This is a genomic window from Rhodococcus phenolicus (genome assembly GCF_001646785.1).
GTDB classification, from domain to species: Bacteria; Actinomycetota; Actinomycetes; order Mycobacteriales; family Mycobacteriaceae; genus Rhodococcus; species Rhodococcus phenolicus.
Genome location: NZ_LRRH01000036.1, coordinates 1 through 23295, shown reverse-complemented (window position 1 = coordinate 23295; position 23295 = coordinate 1). Strand labels below are relative to the sequence as shown.

Annotated in this window: 14 protein-coding genes and 7 pseudogenes; 16 read left to right on the top strand and 5 right to left on the bottom strand. The window is 65.5% G+C overall.

Annotated elements, in window-relative coordinates; all coding sequences use genetic code 11:
• The first annotated feature begins 1858 nt into the window (after positions 1-1858).
• The 4 genes and pseudogenes from A8G15_RS11330 (at position 1859) to A8G15_RS11315 (ending at position 6119) form a co-directional block, all read left to right on the top strand.
• Positions 1859-2554, top strand: a complete 696-nt coding sequence (locus A8G15_RS11330; RefSeq protein ID WP_080597800.1) for a ParA family protein — start codon at positions 1859-1861, stop codon at positions 2552-2554.
• Complete coding sequence (locus tag A8G15_RS11325; protein ID WP_068159124.1) at positions 2554-3468, top strand: ParB/RepB/Spo0J family partition protein; 915 nt, start codon at positions 2554-2556, stop codon at positions 3466-3468. Before A8G15_RS11330 ends, A8G15_RS11325 begins: the two co-directional genes overlap by 1 nt.
• A 57-nt stretch (positions 3469-3525) precedes the next feature.
• A pseudogene (locus A8G15_RS11320) lies at positions 3526-5324 on the top strand (hypothetical protein).
• Complete coding sequence (locus A8G15_RS11315; RefSeq protein WP_068159122.1) at positions 5325-6119, top strand: hypothetical protein; 795 nt, start codon at positions 5325-5327, stop codon at positions 6117-6119.
• Between the two features lie 381 nt (positions 6120-6500).
• Here the strand turns inward: A8G15_RS11315 and A8G15_RS11310 are convergent, their stop codons facing one another.
• The gene (locus tag A8G15_RS11310; RefSeq protein ID WP_068159120.1) at positions 6501-7742 is read right to left on the bottom strand and encodes an IS1096 element passenger TnpR family protein; all 1242 of its coding nucleotides are present in this window, start codon (positions 7740-7742) and stop codon (positions 6501-6503) included.
• Positions 7743-8071: 329 nt separating this feature from the next.
• Between A8G15_RS11310 and A8G15_RS11305 the strand changes: the two genes are divergently transcribed.
• The 7 genes and pseudogenes from A8G15_RS11305 to A8G15_RS11280 all read left to right on the top strand — a co-directional run bounded on the left by A8G15_RS11305 (position 8072) and on the right by A8G15_RS11280 (position 16341).
• Complete coding sequence (locus tag A8G15_RS11305; RefSeq protein WP_068159132.1) at positions 8072-9250, top strand: site-specific integrase; 1179 nt, start codon at positions 8072-8074, stop codon at positions 9248-9250.
• Positions 9251-9427: 177 nt separating this feature from the next.
• Entirely contained in the window at positions 9428-10552 is a 1125-nt protein-coding gene (locus A8G15_RS11300) for a tyrosine-type recombinase/integrase (RefSeq protein ID WP_068159130.1), read from the top strand.
• The gene (locus A8G15_RS11295; protein WP_068159118.1) at positions 10552-10878 is read left to right on the top strand and encodes a helix-turn-helix domain-containing protein; all 327 of its coding nucleotides are present in this window, start codon (positions 10552-10554) and stop codon (positions 10876-10878) included. The genes A8G15_RS11300 and A8G15_RS11295 overlap by 1 nt, the downstream gene beginning before the upstream one ends.
• A complete protein-coding gene (locus tag A8G15_RS11290) occupies positions 10875-12983 on the top strand; it encodes a hypothetical protein (RefSeq protein WP_068159117.1) in 2109 nt (702 codons plus the stop codon). The genes A8G15_RS11295 and A8G15_RS11290 overlap by 4 nt, the downstream gene beginning before the upstream one ends.
• Positions 12961-14034 (top strand): site-specific integrase, encoded by a 1074-nt coding sequence (locus A8G15_RS11285; RefSeq protein ID WP_245687805.1) that lies wholly within the window; start codon positions 12961-12963, stop codon positions 14032-14034. The genes A8G15_RS11290 and A8G15_RS11285 overlap by 23 nt, the downstream gene beginning before the upstream one ends.
• 105 nt (positions 14035-14139) lie before the next feature.
• The gene (locus A8G15_RS31805; protein WP_082899818.1) at positions 14140-15192 is read left to right on the top strand and encodes a DUF4238 domain-containing protein; all 1053 of its coding nucleotides are present in this window, start codon (positions 14140-14142) and stop codon (positions 15190-15192) included.
• Positions 15098-16341, top strand: a pseudogene (locus tag A8G15_RS11280) (IS256 family transposase). Before A8G15_RS31805 ends, A8G15_RS11280 begins: the two are co-directional and overlap by 95 nt.
• A gap of 39 nt (positions 16342-16380) precedes the next feature.
• Here the strand turns inward: A8G15_RS11280 and A8G15_RS11275 are convergent.
• Positions 16381-16584: pseudogene (locus tag A8G15_RS11275) on the bottom strand (helix-turn-helix domain-containing protein); the annotation flags it as partial.
• Between the two features lie 35 nt (positions 16585-16619).
• Here A8G15_RS11275 and istA point away from each other — a divergent pair.
• The 5 genes and pseudogenes from istA to A8G15_RS11245 form a co-directional block, all read left to right on the top strand.
• A pseudogene (gene istA, locus A8G15_RS11270) lies at positions 16620-18160 on the top strand (IS21 family transposase).
• A pseudogene (locus A8G15_RS11265) lies at positions 18157-18839 on the top strand (ATP-binding protein). Before istA ends, A8G15_RS11265 begins: the two co-directional pseudogenes overlap by 4 nt.
• 479 nt (positions 18840-19318) lie before the next feature.
• A pseudogene (locus A8G15_RS32500) lies at positions 19319-20193 on the top strand (IS1634 family transposase); the annotation flags it as partial.
• 114 nt (positions 20194-20307) lie between these two features.
• Entirely contained in the window at positions 20308-20502 is a 195-nt protein-coding gene (locus tag A8G15_RS11250; protein ID WP_156665342.1) for a hypothetical protein, read from the top strand.
• Positions 20502-21085: pseudogene (locus tag A8G15_RS11245) on the top strand (ATP-binding protein); the annotation flags it as partial. The gene A8G15_RS11250 and the pseudogene A8G15_RS11245, both read left to right, overlap by 1 nt.
• On the opposite strand, the gene A8G15_RS31785 reads toward A8G15_RS11245, so the two are convergent.
• The 3 genes from A8G15_RS31785 to A8G15_RS11230 all read right to left on the bottom strand — a co-directional run.
• Positions 21071-21319 carry an integrase core domain-containing protein gene (locus tag A8G15_RS31785; RefSeq protein ID WP_245687807.1) on the bottom strand — a complete coding sequence of 83 codons (249 nt, stop codon included), beginning with the start codon at positions 21317-21319 and terminating at the stop codon, positions 21071-21073. The pseudogene A8G15_RS11245 and the gene A8G15_RS31785 sit on opposite strands and share 15 nt — an antisense overlap.
• Before the next feature lie 696 nt (positions 21320-22015).
• Positions 22016-22333, bottom strand: a complete 318-nt coding sequence (locus A8G15_RS11235; RefSeq protein ID WP_156665341.1) for a transposase — start codon at positions 22331-22333, stop codon at positions 22016-22018.
• A gap of 171 nt (positions 22334-22504) precedes the next feature.
• Positions 22505-23295, bottom strand: a 791-nt coding sequence (locus A8G15_RS11230; RefSeq protein WP_156665340.1) for a polysaccharide deacetylase family protein, incomplete at its 5' end; no start/stop codon positions are given.

Here is a 23295-nt window from a genome sequence, read left to right as displayed (position 1 = left end):
CCTACGAGATCACCCAGTATCTGCCTCCTTTTTTACCGCGGTAACCTTTGCCGGCCTCATGGCAGGTGTCAGCTAGGCGCGCCCCCCTTGTTTACCGCGGTAAACCACCGGCTGGCCATAAACTGCGAGCGCGCGACGCGGCGGCAAAGGTAGGCCAGATAGTCCGGCCTCTATACGGTTTACCGCGGTAAACCACGGGTGGTTTTACGCGATCTGCTATCGAGCCCATCCGAGATGGGCAACTAGACCCGTTCCGCCAGGAAACGGGTTGGTAACGCAAACAGGATGGGGTGACGTAGGGGATAGACAGGTGAACCTGGTTTACCGCGGTAAACCACGCAGCGAACAGGGGAGAATGCCTGACACGAATACGAGACGTGGATCCGAGCTAGTCTTGTGCCTTCAATGCTCCGGAGAGCGGCTCGACCGGATAAGCCATCTCGCATTCGCCCCGCCCTCAGGCATCAAGAGACAAGAGATTGGTTTACCGCGGTAAACCTAGCGCCATGGGATGAATGATGAGCTCATACTGGGCTGGCGTAGACCACCCGCGTCCGTGACGAACCTCGGCGACACGCATAGGCAGAGGAACGACCAGATAGCGCTAGCGGAGGAACGCTCACATACGCTCGACGAGGGGAGGGGCGGTTTACCGCGGTAAACCGCCCCGACACTCTTCTCGCAGCGATGAGATCAAGTAAAGATAGACAGCTGCGAGCTGCAGGAGCGACCTACGAGAACATTGGCGACAGGCGTGTTTACCGCGGTAAACACGTTCTCTTTCGCAAGCTCCCGCTCGCGACGAATCTGTGCTCCTTCAGCGATACGAACCAGTTCCCCGAGGCGCGAATTACAGAAGGGCGGCGGGGGAGAGGGAGCCAATGCACACTCGGCCCAGCGCATCCCACCGCAGGTGGGTACGCCTTCCCACCCGACCGCGCCGATGACAGAGACCGAGAAGCGCTACGCGTGCTGGGTTGCTCTGGCGCACATTCCGTTCATGCATGCACGGTCGCTGCATATGAAAAGTCCGATCTGATGCGTAGGAGAGATGCGTCATGGGGAGCGTGACTTTTCGGACTGCACTCATTGAAGGAGTGGCGCGTCGACCGCAGAACCTGCCATAGTTTACCGCGGTAAACCGCTGCTCCCGCGCATGGCATGGACAGAACTCGGAGACGAATGCGACGAATCGCTTCAGGGCAGGGAGAACCGGCAGTTCTGAGCAGGGCATAACTACGCCGGCCTCAGGAAGATACCGCGCCCCTTACCGAGCAGGTCAGGAAGCTGGCCCTAAATCGTCACAGTGACGAAATTCCAGAGGGGTGGGGGATACCTTTAGATCGCCAGTATTCGCACCGTGTTCAGCACATGCGTGACGCCTTCACAGTGACATCGGCGACACGCCGAAACCCTCAGAGGTTTTTTGATCCAGTACCCAGGCGAATTCGAGTTGGGGGAGTGCCTTGGTGCACCCGTCGACCTCGACCGGGCCGCGTTTCCATCCACGCGTCGACAGTCTCGGGGAGCCAACCGAACCGGGGTCCGATCGACGCATCAGCTTGCGGCAGAACACCTTTCCGCAGATATCCTTTGGCAGTGTTGTAGGTGATGCCGACACGGTCGGCAACCTCGTGCAAAGTCAAGTAGCGAAGCACATCTGCGATGATACGGCGAAAGCTTGTTCCGTAGACCCGTAAGGGTCTATTGTACGAGTTGCGCGCCTCACGCAACTGCATCGAAACCGTTACAGTGGTGCAGGCGCAATCGTCATCTCCGCCAAGAGATGACGACGCGAGTCCGAAGTAGCCCCACCGTGGGGTGAAGCATACGGAGGTAATCTGTGGCTGTTCATGTCATGCTCAACCAAAAGGGCGGCGTCGGAAAATCCACCCTCACAATGAACCTCGCCGCCGTCAAAGCGGATGTTCTCACCGCTGGTGACGACGACGACGTTCAATCCCCGGTCGCAGCGATCTCCGTCGACCCCCAGGGTTCGGCGGTCTGGTGGGCCTCGCGCGTCGAAGAACTACCCTTTCTGATCGACCAGGTCCACGACAATCTCGACGTGCTGCGCAATCTCGACAAACTCCCCGGCATCAAGCACGTCTACGTCGACACCCCCGGCTGGATCGACCTGTCCGGCGCCGACGACGGCACCGATGTTCTCGGCACCGGCAGCTCCGCCGACGCTCTGCGCGCGGTGCTCGAGGTCGCCGATCTGGTCATCGTCCCGATCGAACCCGAACCGTTGTGCTTCGATCCCACGGCGCGCACCATCAAGCAGGTCATCGAACCTCTCGGCAAGAAGTTCATTGTCGTGGTGAACAATTGGGATCCCCGCGACGGCAAGGTCGATCTCGAACAGACCCGCGAGTTCGTCCAGGCCAACGGCTGGCCTCTCGCCCGAACAGTGGTGCGGCACTACAAGGTCCACACCCGCGCCGCCGCCGAAGGCCGCGTTGTCACCGAGTACGAAGCCAACCGCGTCTCTCTGCAGGCACGGGAGGACTTCTACAAGCTCAGCCTCGAGCTCGCGGACGGTGGTCGCTGATGCCGCCCAAGGGTGGGCGCGCGAACTTCGCCTCTCTGGTCGGAGCAGTAGGCGAGCACTCTCCGGTCGACCGCAAGCGCACCCCGACACCCACGAAGACGAAGACCACGATCGAGCCGCTCGAAGGCCAACTGCTCGCCGATGTTCCGGTCGACCAGCTCATCGCCAACCCGCGCAACCCGCGTGACGAACTCGGGGACCTGTCGGATCTGGCGACCATCGCCGACCGGCAACTGCAACCGGGCACCGTCGTCAGCCGCACCGCCTGGCTGAAACTGTGGCCCGAAGACGAAGACGAGATCGGCGCAGCGCAGTACATCGTCGTCAACGGTAACCGTCGACTCGCCGCCGCCCAGAAGTACGGCCGCCCCGGACTCGACGTGGTGCTGCGCGACAGCATCGCCGTCGACAAGGGCGAAATCCTCTGGGCAGCAACAAGTGAGAACATCGACCGCCGTGACTTCGACGTCCTCGAAGAAGCCAAGGCAGTCGAGCTGATGGTCTCCGAGTTCGGCAGCGCGGACGCAGCAGCAAAGAAACTCGGCCGCTCCAAAGGTTGGGTCTCCCAGCGCCGCGCCCTGCTCAAACTCGCACCCGAACTGCAGGCAGCCCTGCGCGCAGGGGATCTCGCCGTCCGGCAAGCCCGCTCTCTGGCCCGAGTCCCGCTCGAGGAACAGGTCGCGGCATGGGAAGCGGCCCAGAACCCTGAGCCGGCACCCGAAGCCGACGCACAGGCTCCGGAACCCGAAGCACCGCAGCCGAAAGAACCCGCCAGCAAGCTCGAACCGGTGGACAAAGTCGCACAAGCGCTCAAAAGACTCGGGGCTGATCCGGATGTGCTGGCCGCGGCAGTGCGTAAGCACTTCTCCGACGACGAGCGCCGCAAACTCATCAATGCACTCGAGCTCCGGTAGGCACGACTCGGAGACAGGTTCGGTGGCGGATGGCAGAAGGGCTGCAGTGGTGAGCCGATGAGCGGAATCGACGACCAGATCGCCCTTTTCGATCTCGACCCCGAACCCGAAGAGCCGCCGGCTGAACCATCGGCATCCGAAGAGCCGCCATCCGAAACACCGGATATGTCAGCGGAAGATCCGTCGCCAACCGACGCCGACACCGTCCCATCCGACACCGGTGTCGCCGCCAGCGCCGATCAGAGAGACGAACTCCCGGTCCAACCTCGCCCATGGGAGTCCCTACCTGTCACCGAGGACGCCGACGGTCACGCGATCATCGTCACCGCTGAGGCCACCTACACACCGTCAGGTGCCCGGTTGACCGGACCGGTCGACACGATCGAGAAACTGGACAAGCTTCTGCACTGGGCCGCGTTGACCCCACATGGCCTCACTGCCCAGGTGTGGTTCGTCGGTATCGACTCCTGTGCCCAGCTGGGTTGGACCATCGACCCCGGTAGCGAAGACGATGTCGACGACCTCGAACAACTCCGTCAGCGCGCCGCGACCGAACTGACCCACGCCATCACCGCAACCTTGCCGCCGCTGATCACCGCCGGCTGGGAACTGCGAGGCGACCCCGGTTACGTCATCCACCTGATCCGCAAAGTCGGCAAGGCCACCCAGATGGTCGACCTCGTCCTCGAACCCTACGTGTGGACCTACTGGAACAAGGACTTCGGCTGGGGTAACCGCGTCGGCGACATGGGCATCCTCGGCAACCCCGCCGCCGGTACCTACCTGCCCGACGAGGACCTACCCGCCGCACGTGAACTCGGCCGCCGCCTCGCCTGGTCCGTCAAACACCTCGACACGTTGCCCGGACCAACACCGGCCCGCACCGGTGCTGCGGTCCTGGACAAAATCCGCCGCGAGCGCCTGCGCACCGGCAAGGGCATCGTCGTCACCGCCGGAGGCCCGCTCCCGCCCATCGACGGTGCACCACGGGGCGACTTCGAACCGCCTGCCGGCTGGTCCCGCATTCCCGATGCCGACGATCTCGACGGTGTGACCTCACTGGTCACCATCGACCAGCGCGCCGCCTACCTGGCCTCGGCGGGCATGCTGTCCTTCGGCTACGGCCGGGTCCGCAACCTCCTCGGTGCCGATGCCGCCGCTGCGGGGGCCGCCGACAAGCCGGCATTCGGAATCTGGCGCGTAACCCTGCCCGCCGCAGGCCAGTACGCCCTGCCGGAGAAGCTGCCGTTGCCCCACCCGGCCATGCTCGACGACCGACCCGTACAGACATGGATCACCACCGTCAGCCTCGATGGTTTGTGCGCTCCCATCGCAGACGGAGGAATGGGCCTGGACATCGACGATCTCGGCATCACCGAAGCCTGGGTCTACGTCGCGCCCTCGACAAGTGGGCCAAGGTCCTGCGCGAGGCCCGTGCCGTCGCGGTCGATACCGGAGATGCGGCGATGAAACGGTTCCTCGGCGCCTGCTACAAAGGTTATGTCGGGCGGATGGTCAACCCAGACATGTGGACCGCTACCCGCATGCAACACCACCACCAGCCACTGTGGCGGGCGGCGATCATGGCGCACTGCCGCTGGCGTGGTCGCCGCGTCGCGATGCGCATCGCCCGGGAGACCGGACGCTGGCCGATCCGCACCATGACCGACTCCTGGGTGTACCTGGTGGGGGAGGGGCAGACCCTCGCCGACGACAGCGACGCGTTGGGCAAGATGGTTCTCGAAAAGCACGTCGATCTCACCGACGAGATGCTCTTGGCGTTCGCAGCAGCCGAGACCACCCACGAGGTCCGTCTGGCGATCGCCGCAGCGTACGGCACCGATGAGGGGGAGTAGATGGCGCTGCATCTACCGAAACCCCGATCGAAAGCTGTGCCGCAGAAAACCGTCGGCCTCGACGGCATGAAGGTCACCGTCGCCGCCGCAGCGGCTGCCGGTGTCGCCAAGGCACAAGAAACCAGCCGGGGCCTGGCCGGGTTGACCTCACGAGTCTCGGTCAAGCAGATCCGCACTGAGATCGGCAACGACGGACTGCGACAGGCCGCCGTCGACGCCGGCCGCACCCCGCCATCGGACCGCACCCTGCGCCGCTGGGCCCAGCAAGGACGCATCCCCCATGCCGAGGTCGCCGAGCTGGCCCAACGCCGCGCCGCCATCGCACGGCTCGGAGGAGTGAACGAGGTCGCCAGGAAGATCGGCCGCAGCCCCTCGTCGGTACGCAAGTACATCTCCGGCAAGACCAACGAACTGCGCAACGACGCACGATCGAAACTCAAGGACGTCAAAGCCAAGGACGTCATGGACAAGGCAGGCGTCCTCAACCCGGACGGAACGCCGAAGATCGCCACCATCCGCGTCACCGGTCGTGTGCATGTCCGCAATGGCGACGACACCGGATACGACTACCGAACCCGCACACTGGACTTCGGCAACTCCGACGTCCCCTTCAGCGCCGCAGAATCACAAGCATTGGCGGCAGCGCTGGCCAACGACGACCAAGCCCGCGTGGTCGCCATCCTCGAACGTCACGCAACCATCGACTATCCCGAAAACAAGGGATTCGACGTCTACAGCGACCAGTTCGGCTTCCACTTCGACGCCATCGACAAGATCGACGTCACCTGGCACTGAAGCCGATTCGTTCCTATGACGGGATAAACGTAAGACGTAACATCCAACGCCTGGTGACGACTGCAGCGAAGAGCCTCCGCACAGCCGAGCGAATGTAGACGGAGAGTCGGGCCGGTCAGTTCGTCCATCGTGATCGAGACTGTCGCCACCGAATCGAGAAAACAGCACCTGCTTACAAGACACCGCGAAGCCGACACCGAGAACCGGAACCGGCGAGCGAGATGTAGGTTCCCGGCTCGTTCGTCACTTCTCCGATTTTCCGGGCTGCGAGTTCGCAACGTCGTACCCGCGTGTAATTCTCACGAACTCGGCGAAAATCCTCAGCCTCATCACCTCCGTATGCGCGGTCATGGACACAGGTGGCACGGCATACGGCGCCCGTCAGCTCACGCGGATGCCCTTGTCGGCGAGGAACTCACGGGCACGCCCCAGTTGACGATCGGCGGAAAAGACGTACCACCGGTCGGCGAGGCCCTCCTGATGGACGAGGTCACGGAACCGGCCGAACGCACCCTTCCCCTCGATCGCCCGCTCCAGGCGCTGCCGCAGTGCCGCATCATGATGCCGCTCGGCAAACGCTGCCATGTCATGCCATCCACCCCGCGAGCCTGCCCTGCCGAATCGAAGCCAACGATCGGGCTCGGCCTCGACGTCGACGGCGGCGTCCTCTCCGACCAACATCGAATCGGTACTGCCAGCGTCGTACACCTGTCCGGTGCGCAGGTCGACGTAACCGCACGTCGACATGTTCGGATCCCCCTCCAATTCGCTACCGAGCATCTCGAGGTCGACCGGCACCACCTTCCCGGACAACGGCTCGCCGCGCAGACACGCGAGCAGGTCCTCGGCCAGCACCGCGTCACCCGGACCAGCGCGCCAGGTCAGCCGGTTGATGACCGCCACCGCCACCGGTTCGGCCTGTTCCCGCCGCTGCTTCAGTGCCATCGGTACGCCGGTCCCCACGTGTTGCAGCGCATCGTCGACGTCGTGTCCGAGCACCGCGCCGAGGAACCGGGCGGCATCTGCTGCAGAGATAGCGGACCGCAGCTCGGACATATCGAGTGCGGGAATCTGGTCCTGTGCGGGCCAGGCGTGCAACAGCATCGGATGCGACCGGCTAGGTCTGCGCGGACGCGGGCTCTGCCCGTCGTCGTCGGCCCACCGGCGCCCGTACTGGTCCGGGATGGTGCCCCAACCCCAGTACGGCACGGGGACATCGGGACGGATACCCACCACCTCGATGGGGTCGACCTTCTCGTCGCCGACCACACAGCGGTGGGTCCAGTTATCACCGAGGTCGAAGGTGAACTGGAACTCGGCGCCGAGCCCCAGCAGCCGAGCGACTTTAGCCGACTCCATGTCCACCACCTCGGGGATCGCCCCACCGAGAGACTCCACCATCTCGGCGCCGGTCTCGATGTCGGTGACTATGCGTCCGTCGGCAAGGGTGAACATCGCCAGGTGCGAGCGGTCCCACCGGGCGAAAGCGTCATTGATCGCGTTCGCAAGGTCGCTGAAGGTGTGCGCTGGTCCGACCGCAAAGACACGGCCGGGCCATGGCCACAGCTCCTCGCCGCGCCCGCCGAGCAATTCCACCGTCACCGACAACCACGTTCGTGCCATTGTTCGAGCATTGCATGCAGGCCGCGGCGCCGTCTGGCCCCAGACCTAGCCTTACTCTCGCTGGTCCGAGACGCTTCGGGTCTTCGCTGGCGTGACATGGAACTTGGATATGAACGGAGGTGATACGAGTCGGAAAAAAGACACGTCCCCCGCGAGGGACCTACAAGAATTACGCAAAAGTTGTAAAACGTTCACGTGTGTCTAGTCACTCCTGCATAGCGTGGTGTGGGCTCTTCTAATTGCCATTAGCGCACCATCTCGCCCGAAACCCCTGCTGAGCGCGTTTTCCGGTGGAAACCTGTCCGAAGCGGCCGGTAGGCTGCGTGTTCGTGCCCGACGACCTGCTCACCAGCCACCCCGACGACGTTTCCGTGCCTGTCCCGACCCCTGGTGACCCCGCCGTGCCGTCCGTCCCGGCCCTGTCCGCCGAGGCCCTCACGAAGGTGGCGGGGACCGTCTCGCGGTCGCGCTCGGAGTCGACGCGCCGCAACTACGCCGCCGACTGGGCCCGGTTCACCGCCTGGTGCCAGCGCGAAGGCCACAGCCCGTTGCCGGCGCATCCGCTCACCGTCGCCGCCTACCTCCTCGAGGCCGCCGCGACCGTCACGGAAGTGGGGGAGCGGGCCTACTCCCCCTCCACGTTGGCCCGCTGGGTCGCCGGGATCGGCTACCACCACCGCCGCGCCGGCCATCCCGCCCCCGGCAGCGACGAGCTCGTGACCGCGACGCTGTCCGGGATCCGCCGCGATTACGCGACGGCGGGACAGCGGCCCCGCACCCCGCGGGCACCGTTGCTCACCACCGACATCGTCACCATCGTCGAAAAGATGCGCGCCGACAGTGGCAGCTGGGCCGCGGAGGTCCTCGAACGCCGTGACTCCGCCATCTTCTTGTTGGGCTTCGCCGGCGCGTTCCGGCGCAGCGAACTCGTCGCCTTGACCTGCAGCGACGTCTCGCTGCATCGGCTCGACGGGCTGCACATCCGCCTGCGCAAGACCAAGACGGATCAGGAAGGGCGGGGGAGTGTCCGAGCCCTGCCGTTCACCCACTCCCACACCAGTTGCCCGCCGTGTGCGTGGCTGCGGTGGGCCCAGGTCGTCGCCGCCTTCGACACCGGGGGCCGGCCCGCCGTCATCCGGCTGCTGCGCACCGCCGAACCGTTCGAGGCGCACGTGTGCCGCGGTGTGCGTCCGCGCATGGTGCCGTCCTCGCCGTGGTTGCGGGCGATCCGTAAGAACGGCAACCTCTCCGACACCGCCCTGTCGGGAGCGGCGGTGCACCAGGTGATCCGCCGCCGCGCCGAACAGGCCGGCTACGACCCCGACATCGTCCAACAGCTCGGTGGGCATTCGCTGCGGGCCGGGTTCGTCACCCAGGCCTTCCGCAACGGCGCGAGCGCGCACGCGATCATGCGCCAGACCGGGCACAGCACCCCGGCCATGCTCGAAACCTACGCCCGCGAACACGCCCCACTCATCGGCAACGCCGTCACGAATCTCGGGTTGTGAGGCGCGAACCGGGCGGAATTGCATCGGATGCAACACTGCGAAAGCGGGGGAGAAGTGCTCGACGTGCGGCGAAGGGGACGTGCCCGTGCGTCGAGTATCCGGCCTGCGTGGGCCGTGACCTGGCAGAACACCTCGTTTCGGCCACGCAATTCAACAATGTTGTGTTCAATGCAACATATGGATTCGGTGGTCGATCCGCCCGGTGCGGCGCATCTGGTGCTGGCCGATGCGGTGGTGCACCTGGATCCGCAGCAGGCGGTATTCGAGGCGATGCTCGCCGGGTGGCAGCGACAGCAACGCACCCGGTTTCTGAGCGAGTCCGGCACGATCGGTCCGCGGGTGGCGGTGGTGCGGCGAATGGCCGAGTTCACCAATTCGTATCCGTGGCAGTGGGAACCGGTCGATGGGGAAGATTTCATCACGCATCTGCGTTCGGAACTGCGGGCGCGACCGATCGTGGTGTCCACGGCGCGCAGCTACGAGATGGCGATCGCGTTGTTCGTCGAGTACGTCACCGATCGCCGGTACGGGTGGCCTGCGGTGTGCGAGCAACGGTTCTCGCAGGTGCCACAGCGAATCTTCCACGAAGGCAACACCATCGCGCATGTCGCCGACGTCGAGGGACAGCCGGGGCGGCGCCCGTTGACCTACGACGAGGTCCAAGCATTGTTCGATGCCGCCGACGCCCGGGTGGGACAGATCCGCGGGCGGGGTCGCAAGGGGGCGCTGACGGCGCTGCGGGACGCGGCGCTGCTCAAGACCGTGTACGCCTACGGCCTGCGCCGCCGGGAGGCGTACGGGCTGGACCTGGCGGATCGGCGGCACAGTCCCACCGCGGGGCAGTACGGCCGCTACGGGGCGTGGTTCGTGCGCTGGGGTAAAGCGTCGAAGGGCGGTCCGCCCAAGCGTCGCACCGTACTCACGGTGCCGGAGATGGACTGGATCGTCGAGGTGCTCGAGCACTGGGTCACCGAGGTGCGTCCGTTGCTGCATCCGGGTCCGCTGGCAGCGGTGTGGGTCAACGAACGGGCCGGGCGGATGTCGATGCGCAGCATCAACGAGGCCTTCGCCTCGGCTCGGCAGGCGGCCGGGTTGCCGACCGAGTTGGATCTGCACTGCCTGCGTCATTCCTACGTCACTCATCTGGTCGAGTTCGATTACCCGGAACGGTTCGTCTCCGAGCAGGTCGGGCACCGCTACGCGTCGACCACCGCGCTCTACACGGGGGTCTCGGACGAGTACCGGCGCCGGCTGATCCGGCGCGCCTTGCAGGACCGTACCGAACTGTGGGAGCAGCGCTGATGATCAAGAAGATGGGCTACCGCTGGAATCTGCGCAAACGCATGGCCGAGCAGGACATGTTCGCCACCACCGACCTGGTGCCGCTGTTGGCCGAGCGTGGCATCCACCTCTCGCGAGAGCAGGTCTACCGGCTGGTCACCGCACCCCCACAGCGACTGTCGATGGACACCCTCGCCGCCCTGTGCGACATCCTCGCCTGCACCCCGAACGATCTGATCGAGATCGATGTGGTCAACACCCCCGTCGCCAAGACCGGCGGCCCGGCCGAACGAGTTGCCCCGCCGCAGGTTCGGCGCACCACCATCCGTCGGCCGAGGTCGACATGACCGCCGCCCGGGCCCGCCGGGAACGGCGGCAGACGGTACTCGACCGGGCCGCTGCCCGGCTCTGCGCGGTGGTGCCCGACCTCGACCCCACCGCCGCTACACAATTCGTCGAGCGTGCCACCGTCGCGCACACCCTGCGACGCCTCGAGACGCACCTGGCCGAGCATCCGGACGCGCTGATCTCCGGGTCGTCGGACGCGCCCATCGCGGTGCAACGGCTGGCCGGGCTGCTGGCCGACGCCGGCCACACCACCGTCGTCGTCCCCGGCTGCCTGCGCTGCGGTCGGCTCGTGCTGTTGCCGCACATCGTCGACGGCGGCCGAGTCTGCGACAACTGCCGCCGCTTCTACCATCGCGCACCCTGCGGACGTTGCGGGCACGATCGCCCGATCGCCACCCACACCGACCGTGGTGATCCCTTGTGCCGCTCGTGTATCCCCTGCAGGCGCGAACCCTGCGGCACCTGCGGACGGGTGCTGCGGGTGCAGACTCGGCGCGCCGACGGTGCCGCGGTGTGCCCCAACTGCTATCGCGCCCCGCAGCGGCGCTGTTGTCGCTGCGAGCACACCGCCTCGACCTACGCTCACACCGCCGACGGTCCGATCTGCAAGTCCTGCTACCGCCGGCCCCTGCGCCGTTGCGGCGCCTGTGGTGAGCAGCGACGCATCGACCGCCGCGCCACGGCAACCAGCCCGGATATCTGTATCCGCTGCCGGACCCGACGCCTGCGGTCGTGCACCGTCTGCGGCACCGCGTATCCGGCCCATCCGCGTGCGCAGCATCCGGTGTGTCTGCCGTGCCGGGACGCCGGCCACATCCTCGAACCCGAGCTGACCGAATCACCCGGCCGGGTCCGTCGGCGTCGAGACGAAACCGGCCACGACGCCCTGATCACCACCCTGCACGCTGTGATCGCCGAGCCGCAGCGGGGCATCGCCGCTCAACTCACCGTGCTCGACGAGGTCTTCCGCACGGTGCCCAACCCCGAGATCACCCGGTATTGGCTGCGCCGCCGGCGCGGCGGTGCTGCTCTGCTGCACCAGATAGCCCTACGCGCTCACGACGAACCGATCACCCATCAGTTGCTCGACAGCGTCCCCCACAGCGCAGCGCTACCCCGGCTGCGCGATTTGTTCGTCCACGCCGGGATCCTGCCCGACCGCACAGACCTGATCGAACGGATCGGACCGTGGCTCGACGAGATTCTCGAGAGCCACCCCGCCCACCACGGTGAACTGGTGCGTCCCTTCGCGCATTGGCACGTGCTACGGCGAGCCCGCCGCCGCGCCCGAAACCGCCCGGTCACCGACAGTGCCGCCGCCTACGCCCGCAGCCAGATCTCCCTCGCCCTGGACTTTCTGTCCTGGCTCGACGAACACGACACCCCCTTGGCCACCGCCACCCAAGCCGACCTCGATCGCTGGCTCGACGGTGGCAGTCGCTACCGATATTTCCTGGCCAACTTCATCACCTGGGCGACCACCCACCACCGGTGCACCGACCTGGTCGTGCCGAACCCTCACAGCGGCGAACCATCACACATCCTCGCCGACGACGACCGCTGGGCAATGCTCGCTCGCTGTCTGCACGACGAGACGCTGCCCCTGCACGTGCGAGCGAGCGGCGCGCTGGTACTGCTCTACGGACGCACCATCACCAGCATCGCCGATCTCACCACCAGCGACATCATCGATACCGATACCGATGCCTACCTCCGCATCGGCAACGGCACCGTCCCGCTCCCTCCGGCCCTCGCCACGCTCGTGCACAGTCTCGCCGACGACGCCGATGGCCGTGCCCCCTTCCCGCGTCCCGGCGATACGACCCGCTTCCTTTTCCAGGGAAGAAGGATCGGCAAGCCCACCACACCGAAAGTGCTGGCCCGCAACCTTCGAACCTGTGGGATCGACCCCCGGCCCGCTCGACACGCAGCCCGAGCTGCCTGGGCTCGGGAGATCCCCGCCCCCATCGCCGCGGATGTGCTCGGCATCCACATCACCACCGCCACCCGATGGGCGGGCCGCACACGACGGGACTGGACCCACTACCTTGCCATCCGAACCGACACCGCAGGACACACCCATGACAACCCCAGGAAGACATGACGAATACCGCATCCACCGAATACCGTCACTCCGCCAGTCGACCAGCACCGGACGAGAGTCCATTCACCGCAACGATGTTCACGATGCCGACCTCGGCCTGCGGATCCCCGCCCGTTACCGGCACGACTGGGCGCTGTTCACCGACTGGTGCTCTGCCGCCGACCACAATCCCATTCCCGCCGCGCCGGAGACCCTGACACTGTTCCTGCACGAACACCCGGCCGCGGTCGCGACGCAGCGGCGCCGGCTGTCGGCGATTAACACCGTCCACACCGATCACGGCTACCCGCCGCCCGGGCGCACCGAGACGGTACGCCGGCACCTCGACACCACTCGCGCTTCGCGTCTCGACCGGCTCGGACGCCTGCTGCTGCAGCAAGCGGCCGAGCTACCCACTCAAGGGTGGCCGAGCGGACTGTTCGGCCGCCGCGACGCCCTGTTGCTGGTCCTCGCCGCCACCGGCATGCGGTTCGCCGACATTACCCGGCTGCGCCGCCACGACCTCCGCCTCGACGACGACACCCTCGTGGTCACCACCCGGACCGGCGAACGATTCCGCCTCCCACCGGATCCCGAGACCGGGGACAACCCTGCGGTGGGGATCTACCAGCGCTGGGCAGAGATCCAGACGTTCCTCGACCAATATCCCGGCACGCACCTGCTGCGCCATCACCTCACCGACCCCATCGACATCGTCGCGGATCCGCTCGATGCAGAGCAGGCCCGCCAGCCGCTGCTGTGTCCGATCGACCGCTGGGGCCACCTCCCCTACGCACAACCGATGACCCCGCAGTCGGTGTCGATGCTGGTGCGGACACACCTCTCGGGTCGTGCCCCGGTGCGTCGAGCGCTACCTGTCCCCCAACTGGACGACGTTGATACCTGGGTCGAGCCGGAGATCGAACTCGACTCCGGTTACTACGAGCGCGGAACCGCTGCCCGCAGCCGCGATCACGAGGCACTCGAAGACCTCACCGACGTCTTCGACGACATCGAAGCCCGTGCCAATGCGCTCCTCGAGAACCTGATGGGGGTGTTCGAGGGACTGTAGAGCGCGGTGAGCAGATCACCGACCCACCCAATCGGCGCCGCGATTCATCACTGCTCGTGAAGCTCGTAGAGACGAGATGTCCGATACGCGTGTCACTATCCCCATATGCGCGGTGACCGTTTCGACGACAGGATCCATCGGATTGTGGAGAGGGCGAAGGCGTATACAACGGACCCTTCGGCACCGAAGAAACACCACTTCGTTCCGCGCTCCTACCTGGCGCGTTTCGCGGTCAATGGTCAAGTACGTCGAACGCTGGTTGATACCGGACAGCAGCGGAATCTGGGTTTGAAGGGAGTCGGCTACCTTGAGGACTTCTATCGTCTCGAAGCGCCGGACATCGATCCCGACAGGACACCGCCGCTGTTCACCGAAGTCCTTCTGGGGGCATTGGAAGACGACGCCAAGCGCGATATCGACACGCTGTTGCTCTACGAGCCCGGGATCATCACGAACTCCTCGATGATCACCGACATGTCTTTCTACCTTGCTGCCCAGCACGTACGAGGACGAGCGTTTCGTGAGGAGCAGGAAGTACTCATCCAGTGGAGTGACATACAAGACCCGATCGAACTCTCCACTATTCTTGCCCGATTTCACCTCGTCTTGACCGGAGGCAATCCTGACGACGAAGCACTCGTGGCTGCACGCGCCGAACAGATCAGAAGCACGCAACCGATCAGTGCGGACCTCAAGGCACAGGCGCTGCAACTGATGTTGCAGCAGTGGTTTCCCTTGGTGCTCACTTTCGCGGGGCTGAAATGGGCGATCTACCACACCGAAGCTCCTTTGCTCACCAGCGATGAGCCCGTGGTACTGATCGGGACACCGGGCACGGACCGGACCGAGAAACCGGGACTGCTGACCACTGGCGTCGTCGTGTTCCCGATGAGCAATGATCAGAACCTGTGGATCCCGGGAGGGCGCACCTTCCCGGAAGATGATCTGCAAGGAATCGGAATTCTGATCAAGACCAGCGTTGGCGCGCTGGCGGGAAGGCACGCCCGTGCTCACGGTAGTACACGAAGACCAGGACCCGAACGAGACCGGTTCGTCGCACTCGTTGCTCGACGAGATCGTCCGCGACGGTGCCCGGCAGATGCTCGCCGCGGCCCTGCACGCCGAGGTCGCCGACTATATCGCCCGACATGCCGGTGAAGTCGACGACAACGGTCACCGCCTCGTCGTACGCAACGGCTACCACGCCGAACGCGACGTGATGACCGCCGCCGGCGCAGTGACGGTGAAAGCCCCACGCGTGAACGACAAGCGTGTCGACCCCGACACCGGTGCCCGCAAGAAGTTCGCATCGTCGATCCTGCCGGCGTGGGCACGCAAGTCCACCCAGGTGTCCGAGGTGCTGCCGTTGCTGTACCTGCACGGCCTTTCCACCAGCGACTTCGGGCCCGCGCTGGAACAGTTCCTCGGATCCGGCGCCGGGCTCTCCGCTTCGTCGATCACCCGGCTGACCACGCAGTGGCAGGACGAGGCGAAGGCCTTCTCCCAGCGCGACCTCTCGCAGGTCGACTACGTGTATCTGTGGGTCGACGGCATCCACGTGAAGGTCCGCCTCGAGCAGGAGAAACTGTGCCTGCTGGTGATGCTCGGGGTCCTGCCGACGGCCGTAAGGAACTCGTCGCCCTGGCCGACGGGTACCGGGAATCGACCGAATGTTGGGCCGATCTGTTGCGCGACTGCCGCCGTCGCGGAATGCGGGCCCCCGTGTTGGCGGTCGGGGACGGGGCGTTGGGATTCTGGCGGGCGATCCGGGAGGTGTTTCCGGACACCCGGGAACAGCGGTGCTGGTTCCACAAGCAATGCAATGTACTTGCTGCACTTCCAAAATCGGCGCATCCGGGGGCGTTGGCGGCGATGAAGGAGATTATTGGGGCCGAGGACCTCGACAAGGCGCGGGTGGCGATCGCGGCGTTCGAGCGGGACTACGGGGCGAAGTATCCGAAGGCGGTCGCGAAGATCGTCGACGACGCCGACGTTCTACTTGAGTATTTCCGGTATCCGGCCGAGCATTGGGTGCATCTGCGTACGACGAATCCGATCGAATCGACCTTTGCGACGGTGCGGCTTCGGACCAGGGTGACGAAGGGTCCGGGCTCGAGGGCGGCGGGGATGGCGATGGCCTACAAGCTGATCGAAGCGGCCCAGTCGCGGTGGCGGGCGGTCAACGCCCCACAGTTGGTGGCGTTGGTGCGAGCGGGCGCGCTGTTCCACAAGGGCAAGCTCCTCGAACGACCGGTCGAGATCACCCCGGAACCCTCGCCCGACACCCCGGTGTCCGAGGTTGCCTGACGATCCCCGATCCACAGGATTTGACTATTCCTCGCAGTCGTAGCGGGACAGGATCTTGTGCACCGTGGACGGTTGCATGTCCAGGTGGTAGGCGATCCGGGCCGGGCCCCACCGGCGGGACACGTGCAGGCCGATCACCCGCCGTTCCCGACGCCGCGGAGTCTGGGTCGGGCTGTGGTGCGGGCGGCTGGAGCGGTCGACCATGCTGGCCTTGCCCAGTTGCCGGTACCGGCTCACCCACTTGCGCTGAAGCGCCCATCGCCCCGAGGAGGGACAACATGAAGTCTGCCGAGGAGATCATGGAAATTCTCGAAGCGTTCGATCTGACAGGGTCTTATCGGGATGCCGGCGAGCTCGCCGGGGTCTCGCACCACACCGTGGCCCGCTATGTGACTGCTCGTGATGCGGGCCGGTTGACCGACAAGCCGGCGGCTCGGCCGCAGTTGATGGATGAGTTCATGCCAAAGGTCGAGGAGTGGGTGGAGCGCTCGGGCGGCAAGATCCGCGCGGACGTGGTTCACGAGAAGCTGCTCGCGGTGGGGTTCACCGGCTCGGAGCGCACCACGCGTCGGGCGGTGGCGGCGGTGAAGAAGTCCTACCGGCTGGGAAATGCGCGGGTGCACCGGCCATGGGTGACCGAGCCGGGCCTGTGGTTGCAGTACGACTTCGGTGACGGTCCGGTGATCGACGGGGTCAAGACCGTGCTGTTCTGCGCGTGGCTGGCGTGGTCACGGTTCCGGATGGTCCTGACGATCCGCGACAAGACGCCCCGAGCGTGTTCGCTGCCCTGGATGTGACGCTGCGCCGCCTGGGCGGGGCGCCGACGTATGTGCTGACCGACAACGAGAAGACCGTCACCGTGGAGCATGTGGCGGGGATGGCGGTGCGCAACCCGCAGGTGGTGGCATTCGCACGCCACTACGGGGTCACGGTGCTCACGTGCGAGCCCGCGGACCCTGCCTCAAAGGGTGGTAGCGAGTCCACGGTCAAGGTCGCCAAAGCCGACCTGGTGCCCAAGGAGACGAACCTGCGCGGGGAGTATTCCTCGTTCGCCGAACTGGAGGACGCCTGCGAGCAGTGGTGCGAGCAGATCAACGATCGGGAGCACCGCGTCACCCGGCGGGCCCCGGCCGAGATGCTCGCCCAGGAACGGGCCCGCCTGCACACCGTGCTGGCCGAGGCGTACACGGTGGCGTTGGGGACCACGCGGCAGGTGCCGGTGAACTCGCCGATGGTGACGTTCGAGTCCGGGGAGTACTCGGTGCCGCACACGCTGCTCGGTGAGACCGTCTGGGTCCGCCCGTACGGTGCTGGCGGCGGCGAGCAGATTGTCGTGGTGCACGTCGGAGCGGATGGGCCGGTGGAGGTGGCCCGCCACCCGCGGGCCACCCCGGGCAGCCCACGACTTGCCGATGCGCACTTCCCGGACGCCCCGGCCGGGGCTCTGCACCGCCAACCCAAACCCAAGAATGCGGCAGAGGCGGCGTTCCTGGCCCTCGGTGACGGGGCCCGACTGTGGCTGACCGAGGCCGCCGCCGCGGGCACGGCCAGGATGCGGGTGAAGATGGCCGAGGCCGTCGCCCTGGCCAAACTGTTCGACCCGGGCGAGGTCGACTGGGCGCTCGGTCACGCGGCGCTGCACAGCCGGTTCGCCGAGGCCGATCTGCCGTCGATCCTGAACCACCACGCCGCCTCCGGCTGTGCCGGCCAAGCCCACACAGCAGGTGAGGACCGGTCGCTGACCCAGGGCACTTCCGGATGGGCCGCCCTCGGCGGGCAATCACCGGTGGCCGCCGATTCTGAGGAGGTAGACCGATGACCACCACCGAGGTTCCGGCGCTGGGTGTGCCGGCCAGTCCGCCGCTGCCCGCCGACCTGGATGCCGTGCTGCGGCGCCTGCGACTGCCGCACATCCGCCGTCATGCGCCCGAGGTGATCGCCACCGCCAAGGCCCAACGCTGGGACCCGGCCGAGGTGCCGCGTGCGCTGTTGGCCGAGGAGGCCAGCGGCCGCGACCGGGCTTCGCTTGCTACTCGACGCGCTGCCGCCGGGTCTGCGGGCCCTCTGGGACCGGCAAGACCTTCCTGCTCGAGGCCCTCGGGCAGCAGACAGTCGAGCAGGGGCTGAAGGTCTCCTGGTTCACCCTGGAAGACCTCGGCGTTCTCCCACGCCGTCACCGCGCCGACGACACCGTCACCAAGGCCATCGCCAAAATCCTGCGCGCCGACCTGATCATCGTCCACGACATTGGACTACTGCCGGTAGCTATCGACGCCGCCGAAGGGCTTTACCGACTGGTGGACGCCGCCTACGAAGAACGGGCTATCGCGATCAGCTCGAACCTGCACCCGGCCGGCTTCGACGAACTCATGCCCAAGACCATCGCCACCGCGACAGTGGACCGGCTCATGCACCACGCCCACGTCTGCCAGACCAGCGGCGACTCCGTCCGCCTCTCCCAAGCACTCGCAGGCAAGGGGGTCAAACCCTTGGCCTGACAACCCGGAGACCGGAGATGGCCAGCCCCTGGGCAGATCCCATGGCCATCTTCGAGCAGATCTGGTGACCGTCACCGGGCAGGTTTCACGACCGCGCCTGGGCAGAACTCAATGGCCCTTGACAACCCGACGAAATCCGGGACACACCAATGTCTCCATCAATCCCGTGGGCCGCTCCCTCCATCGGGGAACTCACCGCTCATCTCCGAGTGTCCACCAGAACGGGAACGGTCCACACCTTCTCGCGGAACCAGACCACGGTCGAGGTCGCCGTCATAGACCGCGTCACGCCACCGCCGAAGCTGATGCATCGAGAACGACTGCTTGTCGACCCACGCATACTTCGTCCCGTAGCGCAGCCGCTCGTACTCGTACACGATGGACCGGATCTCGTCATCCGTATAACCAGGCGCAATATACATCAGTGAACACTCCAGACTTCTTGCAGTCAGTGACTCACAAGCAGTCAGGCAAAGAGGGATGCCACCGGATTCCCGCTGGCTGTGGAGGCGTTCGAGGGGAACTTGGCGGAGACTCGCACGATGTTGCCGATGCTCGAACGGTTCGCCGGCACCTACAACGTGGACGACATCACCGTCGTCGCCGACGCCGGCATGTTCTCCGATGGGAACAAGAAGGCCATCGTCGATGCTGGCCTGCACTACATCCTCGGCGTACGAACCCCGGACATCCCCTATCCGCTACAGGCGTGGAGGTAAGCCAATCCGGAGGCCGAGTACACCGTTGGGCAGATCTGGAGTTCCGCGGACCGCTCCGGGCGCGGCCCCGACGGCGAGCCGCATTCGATCACCTACTACCAGTACTCGTGGGACCGGGCCCGCCGCACCCTCAAGGGCATCGCCGAGCAGGTCGACAAGGCCGAGAAGGCCGTGGCGGGCATGATCGCGATCAAACGCAACCGGTTCGTGGATCTAAAGGCACCGAAGAAGCAGGTCAACTGGGCCCTGGTGGAGAAGAATCGGGCCCTGGCGGGGGTCAAGGGCTACCAGACCTCTCGCGTGGACCTGACGGCCGAGCAGGTGATCTCGGCGTACCGGCAGCTACTGAGGATTGAGAAGACGTTCCGGATGTCCAAGTCGGACCTGAAGGCCCGGCCGATCACACTCGCCAGTCCATCGAGGCCCACCTGACCGTCGTCATGGCCGCGATGGCAGTCGGTCACCTGCCGGAGAAACGCTCCGGTTTATCCATCAAGCGCCTGGTCAGGACCCTCAAGCGCTACCGCACCTTCGAGCTGACCATCGCCGGGCAGACTGTCCACGCCGCCTCCCCGGTACCCACCGAATTCGCCGAGCTCATCGACCGACTCAACGCCCCCGACCTTCCGCACTAAATTGGCCCAAGTCGGGTTTTCGCGGGACCGACACGGCCCGATCCCTTGGCCACGGACAGGGAGATCAACTGACCGTCAGCAGGGAAGTACGTGTCCGCCTACAGGGAGATTGGCATGGCCGCTAGCAGTCACCGGCCCCGGACACGTGTTCACCGCGAAAGGGCTGCGGTCGCAGTACGCGGCCGCGAAACGCGACCGGGCCAGGGCCGAGCTCGCCTCACCGAACGGCGGGTGATGTTCCGCGACCCCGGCGACTACGACGACCTGTTCGGAGTCCGGTACGACCCGACCACCGGGGAGGTGCTGTAATGGCCGCCGTCGATGTCACCGCGACGATGGGGTATCTCGGTCGCGCGCCGAAGACACCGACGATCGGGCGGGTCTGGGAGCACCTCGCCGTCACCGCCCGCGACGAGGGCTGGTCGCACGAGGAGTACCTCGCCGCGGTTCTACAACGGCAGGTCGCGGACCGAGAGGCGAACGGCACCAGCCTGCGGATCGCCGGCGCCCATTTCCCCCAAGTGAAGACCCTCGAGGACTTCAACGCCGACCACCAGCCCTCGCTGCACCGCGACGTCCTCGCGCATCTGGCGACGACGACCTGGATCGCAAAAGCGGAGAACGTGATCCTGCTCGGCCCACCCGGCGTCGGGAAGACCCACCTGGGCATCGCGCTCGGGATCAAGGCCTGCCACGCCGGCTACCCCGTCGCGTTCAACACCGCGACCGGCTGGGCCGCCCGGCTACAGGCCGCGCACCGGACGGGCGCCTCGAGCACGAACTGAAACGGCTCCGCCGCTACCGGCTGCTGATCATCGACGAGGTCGGCTACCTCCCGTTCGACGCCGACACCGCGAACCTGTTCTTCTGTCCCGCGTCAAGTAGTTGGCAGGATTTCTTCTCTTTCAAAGTTGGGGATGGTCGGGTCGGCTTTGCCGAGGTGGACTTTGAGGGGGCGGTTCCAGGCGATCGCTTCGTGAGGGCGGATCTCGTTGTATTCGACGCGGTAGTCCTCCGCGCGGGCGACGAGCTCAAGTGCGTTCGAGATCTCGTCGAGCAACAGCCGCTCGTATTTCAGCGTCCCGAACCCACGTTCGCGTGACCCGTTCTGGCCGGGGCTTTTCACTCGCGTACGGACGTGACGCAGCTCGGGATGGGTGGTGATGAACAGTTGAAAGTTCAGCGACCGGAACGGGCCGCCGTTATCCGTCACGATCGTGAGGACCGGGACGATCTCCCCGGTCGTCTCATCGATCTGGCACGCGTCGATCAGCGGCGTCCGAACATGGGCTCGTAGTCGGCGAGGGCGAGTTCGATCGCCGCAATCGCATCGTGCTGGTTCGCGGTCGGCGACACGTGGAACGGGTGCTCCACCTTCGAGTACCAGTCCCGGCATCCCGCGATCCGCCACGTCCCGCCCTGGGCGGTCTCGAACTCGCTGAAGTCCAGTTGCCAGACCTGGTTCGGGCCCGTCGGAGTCTGCGCGAACGCCGCCTTACGCTCCTCGCGAGACGACGCCGTTCACGCTGATACTCAGCCGGCAGGATCAGCCCGTCGTCGCGGAGCGTGCTCAACACGGTCGCCTGCGACACCCGGTGCCCGTCATGTCGCACCATCGCCCAGACCTTCCGATGCCCCCACGCCGGATGCGCGAGCGCGTGCTTCGTGGCCAGCTCGCGGGCTGCGTCCCTGGCAGGCTGCGGCCAAGGCCCCTTCGGCGGCCGATCAACCTTGGCTTTGGCCTGCCAGCGGCGGTACGACCGTTCGGGCACGCCGATCAGCTCCACGAACCTCGACGTCGGCATGCCCGCCTCGACACGGATCACCTCGAGGTCCTCGAAGGGCCCAAGCGGCCCTCAGCGCTCTTCTTCCAGACACGGATCTCGACCGCGGCCTCACCCAGCGCCTGGGTCAGGTCTGCCACCTCGGCTTCGAGCTGCTCTTCCCGCGTCGACGGACCAGACCTCCCCGCCGCCAACGCCGTCTTCCCGGCCTCGAGGAACTCCGCCTTCCAACGGCCGATGGACTGCTCACTGATCTTCTCCCGCCGCGCGGCCTCCGCGATCGAGACCTCGCCAGCCAGGACGCTGAGCACGATGCTCGTCTTCTTCTCCACCGGGATCACAGGCGGTCTTCCCATGTCAGATTCCCCGTTCAGGACTCAAACAACAGCCCCGCCACTAAGTCTGACGCGCGACAAAACAGCACAGAGAAGTCCCCGGTGCCCAGGGGCGAGATCCGTCGAGATTTCGGCACCCTTGACACGGAGGACATACGTGGGTGGGCTTGTTACACCACCCAATCTATCTGTTTAGGCCGCAGGACGATCCGCAACATTATTCTTGAAGTGAGCCGCGATATCATCCGACGTAGTAATCCATACATCGTCCTGTTCGGCGATGAAATCCAGGGCCAGGTCAAGGTACTTCTGACGGAACGGCTGGTTGATGATGAACGGGTGAAGGCCAATGCCCATTACTCGCACATGGTCATCCGCTTCCTTAGACAGCTGCTCATACTGGTCCTTAATCAGCTGGACAAAGCCCTCACCGCTGAGACCGTTTCCGCCGAACAGCATCACATCATTCAAAACGGTCGAGTACGGGACACTGAGCATCGGCTTCTCGCCATTGAGATAGAACGGCTGGTCGTCGGCGCACCAGTCCAGCACATATTCCAGCCCCAGTTCGGCGAGAATCTGAGGTGTCTCAAATGTCTCGGTAAGCGCGGGACCGATCCAACCAGTCGGACGAGTCCCCGTGTGCCGCTCGATTTCGTCCACGACCTCTTCAAGATACTTTCTCTCTACGCTCTTCTCCATCCCGTTCTGGAAGGTCGAATTGTCGCGACCATGAGCCACCCACGACCAGTTGCGCTCGTTTCCGGCCGCGATGACCTGGGGATAAAGCGAACATGCGTCAGAGTTCACAAAGGCGGTCGCCCGCATTCCGTGACGATCGAGCGATTCGATCATCCGCCAGATCCCCACCCGCATTCCATAGTCTCGCCACCCATAGTTGAGGGGGTCCGGGGTCAGCCCAGCTGTTCCGGCAAAAATTGATGTCGACGGCTTGTCGACCGCATAGTGTTCCACCGCGACGC

Bases quoted from the DNA above. Each gene is read 5' to 3' on its own strand.
- A8G15_RS11330 (WP_080597800.1), top strand. From the start codon at position 1,859: ATGCTCAACCAAAAGGGCGGCGTCGGAAAATCCACCCTCACAATGAAC.
- A8G15_RS11325 (WP_068159124.1), top strand. From the start codon at position 2,554: ATGCCGCCCAAGGGTGGGCGCGCGAACTTCGCCTCTCTGGTCGGAGCA.
- A8G15_RS11315 (WP_068159122.1), top strand. From the start codon at position 5,325: ATGGCGCTGCATCTACCGAAACCCCGATCGAAAGCTGTGCCGCAGAAA.
- A8G15_RS11310 (WP_068159120.1), bottom strand. From the start codon at position 7,742: ATGGCACGAACGTGGTTGTCGGTGACGGTGGAATTGCTCGGCGGGCGC.
- A8G15_RS11300 (WP_068159130.1), top strand. From the start codon at position 9,428: ATGGATTCGGTGGTCGATCCGCCCGGTGCGGCGCATCTGGTGCTGGCC.
- A8G15_RS11295 (WP_068159118.1), top strand. From the start codon at position 10,552: ATGATCAAGAAGATGGGCTACCGCTGGAATCTGCGCAAACGCATGGCC.
- A8G15_RS11290 (WP_068159117.1), top strand. From the start codon at position 10,875: ATGACCGCCGCCCGGGCCCGCCGGGAACGGCGGCAGACGGTACTCGAC.
- A8G15_RS11285 (WP_245687805.1), top strand. From the start codon at position 12,961: ATGACAACCCCAGGAAGACATGACGAATACCGCATCCACCGAATACCG.
- A8G15_RS31805 (WP_082899818.1), top strand. From the start codon at position 14,140: ATGCGCGGTGACCGTTTCGACGACAGGATCCATCGGATTGTGGAGAGG.
- A8G15_RS11250 (WP_156665342.1), top strand. From the start codon at position 20,308: ATGGCCGCTAGCAGTCACCGGCCCCGGACACGTGTTCACCGCGAAAGG.
- A8G15_RS11235 (WP_156665341.1), bottom strand. From the start codon at position 22,333: ATGGGAAGACCGCCTGTGATCCCGGTGGAGAAGAAGACGAGCATCGTG.